The organism is Aquiflexum sp. (assembly GCF_041749095.1).
Lineage (GTDB): Bacteria > Bacteroidota > Bacteroidia > Cytophagales > Cyclobacteriaceae > Aquiflexum.
This window is the reverse complement of sequence record NZ_JBGTCA010000486.1, coordinates 1-11,252: the sequence shown is the minus strand read 5'-3', so window position 1 is coordinate 11,252 and position 11,252 is coordinate 1. Positions and strand designations below refer to the sequence as shown.

10 protein-coding genes are annotated in these 11,252 nt (G+C 40.8%); 2 read left to right on the top strand and 8 right to left on the bottom strand.

Going from position 1 to position 11,252, the window contains the following annotated elements; translation table 11 throughout:
- From ACEW8O_RS22130 to ACEW8O_RS22100, 7 genes are all read right to left on the bottom strand, one after another.
- On the bottom strand, positions 1 to 456 hold a 456-nt coding region (locus tag ACEW8O_RS22130), incomplete at its 3' end, for an ATP-binding cassette domain-containing protein (protein WP_373496809.1).
- Between the two features lie 411 nt (positions 457 to 867).
- Positions 868 to 1,122, bottom strand: a complete 255-nt coding sequence (locus ACEW8O_RS22125; protein ID WP_373496808.1) for an addiction module protein — start codon at positions 1,120 to 1,122, stop codon at positions 868 to 870.
- Between the two features lie 6 nt (positions 1,123 to 1,128).
- On the bottom strand, positions 1,129 to 2,100 hold the full coding sequence (locus ACEW8O_RS22120; protein WP_373496807.1) for a YpdA family putative bacillithiol disulfide reductase: 972 nt from the start codon (positions 2,098 to 2,100) through the stop codon (positions 1,129 to 1,131).
- 26 nt (positions 2,101 to 2,126) lie between these two features.
- A complete protein-coding gene (locus ACEW8O_RS22115; RefSeq protein WP_373496806.1) occupies positions 2,127 to 2,912 on the bottom strand; it encodes an NRDE family protein in 786 nt (261 codons plus the stop codon).
- 232 nt (positions 2,913 to 3,144) lie between these two features.
- Positions 3,145 to 4,080, bottom strand: coding sequence for a DUF4249 domain-containing protein (locus ACEW8O_RS22110; protein ID WP_373496805.1), 936 nt, complete (start codon positions 4,078 to 4,080; stop codon positions 3,145 to 3,147).
- A gap of 3 nt (positions 4,081 to 4,083) precedes the next feature.
- Positions 4,084 to 5,547: an IPT/TIG domain-containing protein gene (locus ACEW8O_RS22105; RefSeq protein WP_373496804.1), complete on the bottom strand. Its 1,464-nt coding sequence runs from the start codon at positions 5,545 to 5,547 to the stop codon at positions 4,084 to 4,086.
- Positions 5,548 to 5,570: 23 nt separating this feature from the next.
- Entirely contained in the window at positions 5,571 to 6,644 is a 1,074-nt protein-coding gene (locus ACEW8O_RS22100; RefSeq protein WP_373496803.1) for a DUF4249 domain-containing protein, read from the bottom strand.
- A 251-nt stretch (positions 6,645 to 6,895) separates the two neighbouring features.
- On the opposite strand from ACEW8O_RS22100, the gene ACEW8O_RS22095 reads away from it, so the two are divergent.
- The gene (locus tag ACEW8O_RS22095) at positions 6,896 to 7,270 is read left to right on the top strand and encodes a BlaI/MecI/CopY family transcriptional regulator (protein ID WP_373496802.1); all 375 of its coding nucleotides are present in this window, start codon (positions 6,896 to 6,898) and stop codon (positions 7,268 to 7,270) included.
- Entirely contained in the window at positions 7,270 to 9,336 is a 2,067-nt protein-coding gene (locus ACEW8O_RS22090) for a M56 family metallopeptidase (protein WP_373496801.1), read from the top strand. Before ACEW8O_RS22095 ends, ACEW8O_RS22090 begins: the two co-directional genes overlap by 1 nt.
- 160 nt (positions 9,337 to 9,496) lie before the next feature.
- On the opposite strand, the gene ACEW8O_RS22085 is transcribed toward ACEW8O_RS22090, so the two are convergent.
- Positions 9,497 to 10,903 carry a Gfo/Idh/MocA family protein gene (locus ACEW8O_RS22085; RefSeq protein ID WP_373496800.1) on the bottom strand — a complete coding sequence of 469 codons (1,407 nt, stop codon included), beginning with the start codon at positions 10,901 to 10,903 and terminating at the stop codon, positions 9,497 to 9,499.
- Positions 10,904 to 11,252 lie beyond the last annotated feature (349 nt).

Genomic DNA, 11,252 nt, shown 5'->3' with positions numbered 1-11,252 from the left:
CATTTCTGTGTCATGAAGACCAAGTTTACCAAGCACTTCATTGATTTGGTATTCAAAATCCCAAGCCTGCAGGGTATCCATTTTTTCAAAAATCTTCTGCATCTCATCGCCGTTGTCTTTGCCGTGCTCTGCGTCCAACATGGCTTTGTGGTAATGTTCTATTACCTGAAGTGTCTCATTAGTGCTTCCGTCAAATATGGTCTGGAACACACTGAGGTCGCCTGAAAAAACAGGATTCTGATGTACATAAGCGACTTTGACCTGTTGGTTAACGGCAACATTACCGGAATCGGGTACTTCCTGACCCATGATGATTTTCATCAATGTCGACTTTCCGGCACCGTTAATGCCGACAAGGGCTATCTTCTGCCCCTGATCTATTCCGAAAGAAATGTTCTGAAAAAGTTTGCGCTCGCCAAATGACTTGGTGAGATTTTCTACTGATAAGTAATTCATGCCGCAAAGATAAGGGAAGGGGAATTGAAAGATTGGAAGGTTGGGAAAAAAGAATTGAAAGATTGGAAAATTTTAAAATTGGAAGATTGGCTTGGCCTTATCAATCAAAATATTAGCCTTTCCTTTACCAAACCTTTAGGTCTCGACTCGTATGGGTAACCGCAAACACAATAATCAAATTGTTTTGTTCGTCTAGCTTATAATGTACCTGATAAGGGAATTTATCTAACGAAATATTACTAATATTACGATATGCTATTTGACTATGCAAAGGATACTTCTTTATATAGTTTAACTTAGATTTTAAAGATTCATAGAATCGCCTTCACAAACCAATGTTTTGCTCATCATACCAATCAATAATATCATAAATATCCAATTGGGCTTCGGGCAAAACCTTAATCATATTGTTCATAGGCGTTTATCGAGCTCTTTCACCATATCATCCCAATCTATTAAACTATCAGGATTTTCTTGATAAGATGATATTCGCCCATCTAGCAAGTCTTTATGTGCCTTACTTAAACTTCCTTCTCGTTGATTTTTGAAAGAATGCAACTTTTCCAGAACGGATATGTCCTCTAGTTCGGTAAGCCAGTGAATCAAGTCGATTTTTAAAGATTGGATATCCATATTGCTAATTTCTATTACTTTAAAATTAACCATTTTTTCTTATACTTTCTCTTTCCCCACAATATGCTTCACAATCTGCTCCGCATGGACGATGGAATTTTCAATAAAAAATTCACGGGTATTCAATCCGCCACAGACCACACCTGCTAAGTAAACTCCAGGAATATTGGACTCCTGATTGGTTTGGTCGTAGCAGGGCTGACGCTTTTCGTCCAGACTCAGTTCCACTCCCAATTGATTCAATAAGGCAAAATTCGGAACATATCCGGTCATTGCCAGGACAAAATCATTTTCCACAGTGACCTCTCCATCAGGGGTATCGATCACCACTTCATTTTCCCGGATTTCTTTGACCAGGGAATTTGTGAAAGCTTTGATTGATCCTTCCTTGATTCTATTTTCTATATCAGGCTTGACCCAGTATTTGACTTTTGGATCTACACCTTCATCTTTGAGTACCATGGTAACGTCAGCACCTTTACGCCAGGTTTCCAAAGCCACATCTACCCCGGAGTTGGCCCCGCCTACTACCAGAATTTTTTGACCGATATATGGCCAGGGCTCTTTGTAGTAATGCGTAACTTTTGGAAGGTCTTCTCCGGGAACATTCATCAGATTAGGCAGGTCATAGAACCCAGTGGAAATAATGATGTTTCTTGTTTGATAGGTTTCTTTAGAGGTCATGATTTCAAAAAAGTCTTCCTCTTTTACCAAACTTTTGACTTCTTCATAAAGTCTGACTTTCAATTTCCAGGTTTTGGCAACCCTACGGTAATATTCAAGTGCTTCTGTTCGGGTGGGTTTGTGTGAGACCGACATAAAAGGTATTCCACCCATTTCGAGCTTTTCGGAAGTAGAAAAAAAAGTCATGTTCAGCGGGTAATTGTACAGAGAATTGGTCAGGACTCCTTTTTCTACAATGACATAATCCAGACCTGATTTTTCACATTCTATCCCACACGCCAACCCAATGGGACCCCCACCAACTATCAATACATCCGAAATTCCCATAATAATTTATTTATTGGAAAACAGTCTCAGTCAATTTTATGTTCATTCACTCCTTCCATTTCAAAAGTAGCTTCATTTTCAACAGTCCTATCCTCAACTTGAAAATACCTCATTTCCTTTATTTCCACTTCACCTGAATGTTTCCAGAGCAAAACAGTGGTATTGATGGTTCCATAATAATTGCCCACATTGATAAACTGGGCAGAAAGCAATCGTTCCTGTTCCAAGGTGGCACCGGAATCTGCCAATTGATCATCAGGCTCGATATTTTTGGAAAGGACAACCTCTCTCAATCCATTTTTGTCCAAGGAACCATTTTCAATTTTTTCTTTGAGTTTTTCCTTTGCCATCAGCAATTTATTCCAAGGGGTATCCAAAAGTGCATTGCTCAAACCAAACAAACCGTGGGGCAGTTTATGAATACCCTCTATCTTATTGGAAAAATAGAATAGTTCATCACCAAGACCCACAAGAAGGTTAAATCCCTCATAAAGGTCTTTTTCTTTTTGTATTTCTGAGAGATATTCCCCAGGACCCATTTCCCCCTCCAAAAAGTTTTTAACAAGGTCGCCACGGGATTTGGCGTCCTTTTTCATATTGCGCATATCGCGGTAATTGGTCAGCGCAGCAAATCTTCCATTGGGATGGATACCCAACCAAGTTCCTCCTGCGCGGAGATCTTTACCTGCATAAAACCCCTCCTCCCACAAATGCAGGGATGCTGTAGGTCTTACAAAAAACTCGTCCCTGTTTGCTACAAGGATCATTTTATATTCAGGGTGATTGTTCCAGTTAAACGCTAATAAACACATGGGCGCAAATTAAGAAAAAGATATGAATCCTCGGTCATTCTTCTAACGAAGAACTTCATGATGTTAAGGATCCCAATCATCCGGTGGATGAGTAGGCAAGGGGTTAGGGTTGGGCCTGAAGGGATCCGGAGATTCCGGAAAGTATGCATTCCGACAATCATTGGGAACTGATGCCCTTGGTAATTGTGCAAATTCCAAATTTTCCTTGTGGATGTAAACCCTCAACAACCGCTCATCTGAAGCAAAAAAAAAAAAAACCCAGGACAGTTTCTTTCTTATCCTGAAGTGAAAGCATATTCCCACGGATGTTGGCAGGTGCGGGATCAAAAATTGACCCAGTCAACCTCACTTGCTGATCGGCCAACCTTAAAAACCTATGTGCTTCCTGTGAGACTGACAAATGGAGAATGTCCAACCTGTAAATTTCCTTGAACCTCAGCCCGTTATCGACAACATAGGCAATAGGCCTTCTTTGGTAAGTTCCGTTAAAGTCGAAATCATCAGTGGTCATGATGTTAAAAGGAGTGGGGATATCAGTATCAAAACAACGATTGCAGCAAGCCAAGGGCCAAGGTTGCCTAGGTGGGTTGTACCAAGGTGGGGTATGGTAGAGTTCAGGTTCGGATACCAAAATATAAGTGGAAGGAATTTGTTTCCAATAATAATAATTCACCTGATCGACAGGATCCTGAAAATGGGCTGTCACTTCAACACCGATTTCATCATTGAGGCGGTTTGTGGTCACTGTCCTGACTGCCTTATAGGTGAGGGAATCCACTTCCTGCACCTGCATCACTTTTTCCGGTAGAGAAATAAATCGCTTTCCATCGGAAAGAGTAATGTCCAAATTATAGGACATTCCAATTTCAGCCGAAAACTCAACCTCTGATTCATAAAATCCCGAACCAACAGAATTTAAGGGTATGATTTTACCCAAATTATCCTTGATCAAAACTTTTGCATTCAAAATGGGTCTGTTTATATCTGAAATCTCAGGACTGAACCGACCTGCACGGGTCAATTTCACTCTTTGGTATTTAAGTCTTGTGCTGACAAATCCTTCGACAATCAACACCCCCTCGGATTCATCCGTTTCAATTGGAAATGAGTCAATGCAGGAAAATCCTGCTAATAGAACTATAAAAAACCATGACTTACATCCCTTCATTTTTCAAAACTTTTCGGGATCAAATCTCCAGAATTCGGAAAAATTGTCAAATCTGGCCGAACGAAATATATATATCGCTTCCTCGTGGACAAAAATCCCCGCATTGCTTGTCCATAGATCACCTGGAAAATCCGTTTTCTTGGACCAGTTAAAAGTTTCCATATCAAGCTCCCACATAAAGGGTGTGGTCACATAAAGTCCCAAATAAGCTTTATTCCCGAGGACAATAGCAATCCCTCCCGTATCGGATATGTTATCTATAAACGGTGAGGGGTATTTTCCTGCTACTCTTGAAACAGATGTAAACGGGTCATACTCCCAGAGCAATTTGTCATTGTCAATCAAATACAGTTTGTCATTGTAGGTGAAATGGAGCATATCCTGATTGACATTGAAAGGCAAATTGGGACTGAAACTCCAGGTATTGGAAACAGGGTCAAACTTCCTCACCACCGATCCAACGGCCAAATCACCTCCGGCAACGTAAATCTCATTTTGGATTTCGAAGCAAATCGAATTGGCAAACTGCAACGGAGGGCTGGGCAATGGGTGATACTTCTCCCCATCAAAATACCAGAAATCAGGATTGTATTGCTGTGGAATGGCATTGTTTATCAAATATCCGCCTCCAAAATATCCACTCCTACTGGAAAATGGCTTCCAATGGGTCCTGCCTTCAAATGGGGTCTGACTCCAATCCTGACTGACCGGGGAATAGGCAAATATTTCAGACTTGGGATTGGAAAATACCCCGTAGCCCAAACCTACATGAAAATTGGACCCCTGCTGGAAAAAAATGCCTGATTTTATCGCCTCACCATTTGGTATGTCTTCCAATCGTGTGTATTGGCCTGTAACATACTTGAAAGGATGGTCAGCAAAAATCTCAATGCCCCTTGTTAATATTTTGAGTGGAACCTCAATTTCACTGCCTACTGAAGGAACACGAACCCTTATACGGAAACCATTACTGTTTTCGATCACAGTTCCTTTGCTTTCCCCAAAAAACACTTCTGCATCATCTCCGAAGTTTCTTCCTATGATGGTTATGATGTCCCCCGGCGACTGGGTCATGGGTTCAAAGCTGTCAATGCTAGCCAGAATGGTCGAAAATTCTATGGTATTTCCCAGCAAAGTTTCTCCGGAAAAAACAGCAAATGCCCTCACAAAATACCGGATACCTAAGTCAAAACCATCTTGCTCCCCCACAAATCTTCCCGGGTTTTCGGTTGGTCCCAGTGAAAGAACAATTTGATCTGAAAAATTATTATCAGTCGAAAAATGAAATCCATGGTCTTCGATGCGCACATTCTGAGTGGCCAATATTCTGCCAAGGATAATGGCCCTTTCACCACTTACGTTGACCACTTCTTCAGTCAGTAATGTGAAATCCCCCCATCTCTCTTCTGTACAGGACAGCAAAAGACCAAGAAGTAACAAAAATATAAGAGTACAATATCTTATCATAATGAAATTATCGAAAGGTAAATTTATGGATCCCAGTCATCAGGAGGATTGGTAGGAAGAAGGGGAGGCCTGACAGGATTTCTGCCCAATGGATCCATAAGCCGTAAATATTCCCGGCAATCATAAGGGGAGAAGGCTTGGGGTATCTTGTAAAACTCCAAATTTACCTGCTCAATATAAACCCTTAATAATTGCACGTCAGATGCAAAAAAGTAACCCAAAACCTGTTCGTCTGGATCATCAAGGCAGATCATATTGCCACGAATATTGGCCGGTGGTGGATCAAATACCGAACCGGTCAAGCTAAGCTGCTGGTTTACCAAATTTAAAAACATGTGGGCTCCTTGGGACAAAGACAAGTGAAGTATATCAAGTCGATAGGTTTCTTTGAATCTCATGCCATTGTCCACTACATAAGCAATGAGCCTGTTCTGATATGTACCATTAAATTCTGAATCCCCGACAGTTATAACATTTGCAGGCTTGGGGACATCCTTGTGAAAGCATCTCGAGCAACAGGAAGCAACAGTTCCTCCTTGCGTTCCTTCTGCATCCGGTTCCGATACCAATATAAAGGTGGATTCCAAAGGTCTCCAGTAATAATAGTTTTCTTCCTCCACCGGATCCTGAAAATAAGCGGTTACCTGTACTCCTACCTCTTCCCTAAAGCGGTTGCTTGTGGGGGTTTTGACAGATCTATAGGAAAGGGAGTCCACCTGAGGAACAGATACAAGCTTCTCAGGTCTTGAAATATACCTTTTACCATTTTGAAGTTTGATTTCCAGGTTATAACTGTTTCCGATCTGTCCCCTAAATCCACCGGGTAATTTGTACACTCCTGATTCGGATTCTATCAGTTCAATGACCCTACCCTGATCATCCTTGATCAAAACAGCTGCCCTTGTCTCAGGGAGGTTGAACCCTATAAAAGAAGGACCGTATCGGGCCACTCTTGAAAGTCGGATTTCATGGGGGCCTTCGCCTGTTGTGATAAACCCTTCCACGCTCAGCATCCTTATTGGCTCATCCGCGTCAAATATATAGGGATCAATACATGAGATTGTTCCAAAAATCAAAATCCATATTAACCTTCTCATTTCAATCAAATCAGTATTCACGGAAATGAAAATTAGTTATTCTGGATTTAAAGAACAATTTATACTACAACTTTTTCGGTAAATAATGAAAAGAAATTATTCAAAAAAAAAAACCGGAATTTTAAAACATTTCAATGAATATGAAGCCGGGAAGTCTTAAATTCTCTTTAAGTACGAAAAAAATCGTCAAAAATATTTGCATTACGACAGTCTTCGTATAACTTTGTACGAAACAAATCGTATTTATCGATATGCAAGCTAAACCAACTGAATCCGAACTGGAAATCCTGTCGATTTTATGGCCGATGAAAAAGGCCACTGTCAGGGAAATCCATGAGAAACTGGCCGAAACAAAGGATACCGGCTACACTACCACGCTCAAACAGATGCAGATCATGCATTCGAAAGGATTGCTCAAAAGAGATGAGCAAAACAAAACACATGTCTATTTTCCAGCGGTGGATGAACAGGTAACCCAAAAAAACCTGTTGAGCAATTTTGTAAGTACGGCGTTTGGTGGATCAGCTAAAAATCTCGTGATGCAGGCTTTGGGACAGGGTAATACTTCCAAGGAAGAATTAGATGAAATTCGCGCATTTCTTGACCAATTAGAACAAGAGCAATAATGGAAATATTGGAAACATTGATCCCTGAAAAATACCTCTTTGCCTTAGGTTGGATGATCATCCATGCCATTTGGCAGATTGCAGGTATAGGATTGATCCTGTGGCTTGTGATTAGGATCTTTCAACAAAAATCAGCCGCTTTCAAATATCGGTTGACTATTGGTGCATTGTTTTTGATCAGCTCTCTGGCTATCGGGAGCTTTTTGCTCCATTTGCAGGAAAAGCCCTCCACTGAGGAATTCGCATTTACCCAAAATGAAATTGATTATTTACTGGCAAAGGGAGACGCTATGGGTTATTTTTTGGCAGAACCAAGCTCAAACTGGTCTTTGCTATCCCAGCGAATCGAGACGTGGATACCTTTTATGGTTCAGTTCTGGATTTTGGGAGCGATGTTGTTTTTGGTAAGGTTTGGGACTTCATTGTCAGATTTAAGAATCATAAGCATCAAAAACCATGAAATGGTTGATCCCAAATGGATGCAGCTTTTCCAACAACAAATGGCTTTGCTCCAATTGAAAAAACCAATCAAGCTACTGAAAACCGTTCATTTGGATATGCCTGTAACTTATGGAGTCTGGAAGCCTGTCATATTGATCCCTGCAAGTCTGTTTTTCCATTTGTCTCCTTCCCAGCTTGAAGCTATTTTAGCCCATGAACTTGCCCATATCAAACGTTACGATTATTTAGTTAACCTATTTCAATCATTCCTCGAGGTTGTATTTTTCTTTCACCCTGTATTCTGGTGGATCAACAAGACTGCAAGGGAATTAAGAGAAAATGCCTGTGATGATATGGCCATCAACATGGGGATTGCACCCAAAGACTTGGCCCATGGACTCGCAAATGTCCTCAACTATGCCAGCAAACCAAGTCCTGAAATGGCCATGGCAGCAGCCAAGCCTAGAAATCCCACTTTGGACAGGATCAAAAGAATTATGGGACTTAAAACCTATTCAACTCAACCAACTACTTTAACCAGCATAACCATGATGATTACACTATTGATCGGGGCCACCTTAATGGTCGGTGCCAATGATAAGCCCTCCATAGACTCCTTTGAGGACTTAATGGCGACTGAAACCGAAACTACCGCCACTGAACTGGACATTCCGGAAATCCAGTTCTTCGCTGAACAGGACACAGTCCCCCAAAAGAAAAAAAGAATTTATCAATTTGAAGGCGACTCTTTAACGGAAAGAGAACTGACACCCGAAGAACATGCGGAAATATCCCAAAAACTTGCTGAGGGATTAAAGCCATTGGCTGAAATGGGAATGATGTTCAAAGAACTGGATTTCAGTTGGGGAGATTTCAGCAACATGCCACAGATAAGGATTGGAGTACCGCTGCTTCCTCCTACGGATTTTGACAATATGCCAAAATGGGAATTTGATGATAAACAGTTTGAGAAAATGATCCCACATCCTGATTTTTTCAAGAATATCCCTATGCCCATTATGCCTGAAATGGATCCTAAGCTATTGCCTTCTCCTTTAGACATCAATGTGCTCAAAATGGATACCACCAAAATGACGAAAGAAGAAATCAAGAAATGGCAAGAAAAACACAAAGCAGATATGGAAAAGTGGGCTAAGGCCCAAAAGGAATATTATAAAACATTTGAGCCAAAAATAGCTGAATACCAGGCCAAAATACAAGAATGGCAAAAAGCCAATGAGCCTAAAATGCAGGAATACCAAATGAAAATGCAGGAATGGCAAAAAGAATTTCAACCAAAAATTGCCGAATACCAAGCCAAAATTCAAGAATGGCAAAATGCCAATGAGCCCAAAATGAAGGAGTATGAATTAAAAATGAAAGCCTGGCAGGAAGAGAACCAACCAAAAATAGATGAATTCCAGAATAAGATGAAAATCTGGGAAGAAGAAAACCGTCCCAAAATGGAAGAATTCCAAAAGAAAATGGAGATCTGGCAAAAAGAGAATGAGGTAAAGATGCAGGAATTCCAAATCAAAATGCAGGAATGGCAAACAGAACATCAGGAAAAGCTCCGTCAATTGGAGCACTCCCTTAAAGAGAACAGCAAAAAGGATAATAATTGATTTTGGAGTTTCCTGAATGAGAATTAATCTAAACCTGGCAGATATTTATCCACAGTCCAGTAGATTAAGAGGATTTATGGAATTAACCTGACAGGTTTTGTTAATTGCCATTAACAATTTTACACGGATTATGTAATCCATGATTAACAATTTCACTTATTTACATCTCCCAGCCCCTTCTGACAGGTTCTTGTATGTATTGATCTGCTTCAGGTATTCCTTTTGCCTTCATATTGTTATAATCCCATTCGATCAGCTTCCCACCCAATCGCAGGGACAATACCCCCAATAAAGTGATTTCGGTCAATCTGGATCCATATTCAAAATTGGCGGCTGAAGGTTTGTTTTCTTTGATACCATCAATCCACTCCCTGAAATGACCCGGAGATCTGGCTATAGATGGTTTTGGAGGTTTAATACTGTTTCTCAAGGATTCGGGAAAGACCTGTGGATTTCTACTTCCACTATTAAAGATTACCCCTTTGGTCCCCACATACATGGCGGCGCGGCTTGGAAATGAGAATCCTTTTGGTAGTGCGGGATGAAGATCAGGCTTCAATCCACCCGAATACCAGTTGATTTTCATGGCTTTCTGTTTGCCTTTTGCAGAAAAATTGAAATAGCCGATTTCCCCATAAGGAGCGATTTTGTCATCGGAATAACCTGCCGGAAAAACCTGAACGGTATCCGGATTTTCCAAGTCAAAAGCCCAAGTCACGGCATCCAGGTCATGACAACCAAAATCTCCCAATGCCCCGCAGCCATAATCCCAAAAATCCCTCCACGTCACAGGAACATAATCCTGATGGAACGGCACCATTTCCCGAGGGCCTAACCATTGATCCCAATCAAAACCAATAGGCATGGTACTTTCGCCTTGGGGAATTCCTTGCAGTCCGGGTAACCATCTACCTGCAGGTACCCAAGCATGGCATTCCTTGACCTCTCCAATGACTCCTGCCCGTAGATATTCTACTGTTTCCCTGATTCCATCTGATGCATGACCGGAATTGCCCATTTGGGTAATCAATCCTGTTTCCTTCGTTACTTTGGCTACTTCCCTTGCTTCCCAGATATTGTGGGTCAAAGGTTTTTCACAATACACGTGTTTACCCATTTTCAAAGCCATCAAAGTGATATAGGCATGGGTATGATCCGGGGTCGAACAGACTATGGCATCCAAATCTTTAGACTCCTCCATCATTTTCCTAAAATCATCGTATTGGGCAAGACGTTTTCTATCTCCCATACCCTCATAAAAATCCTCAATCAATTCTGCAGTAGGCCCCCTTCCAGCTTCAGACCTGTAGTAGAAGTCAGCCAAGTTCCAGTAGTAGGCAGGGTCAGCAATGGCAGAGATATTCACATCCTCCAATTTTAAAAATGCCTGGACATTTTGTTTCCCCTTTCCTCCTGCCCCGATAAAACCAAGGTTGACCTTATCGCTTGGAGCAACATAACCCGGTCCTCCCAAAACATGCCTCGGAACGATCATAAAGCCCACACCACTCAACAGGGATGCTTTGACAAAATCTCTTCTGGAAAATGATGTTTTTTTCTTATTCATGATGGGTTTTGGGTTTGGGGTTTATATTCTATTTGATGTTAATGAGTAATTTTAATGTTGAATTATATTTTACTTGATATTGATTGATATTTAGATACTAATAGATATTTGTTCTTTATCGATGCATTAATATCAACAAATATCCAATATCCATAAATATCGAATTAAATATATGCTGCGATCAGATTTGTAGGCACAATTATTAATTTACCCTCTTCGGCTTTAACTCCTCAAAGAAAATATCATCATTTGGCACTTCGAAATCCATGCTGATGACTTTCATGTTGTTATCCATATTGAATTTAAGTGTTCCAAATTTAAACCAAGCATGTTGTTGTTCCCAGATGAT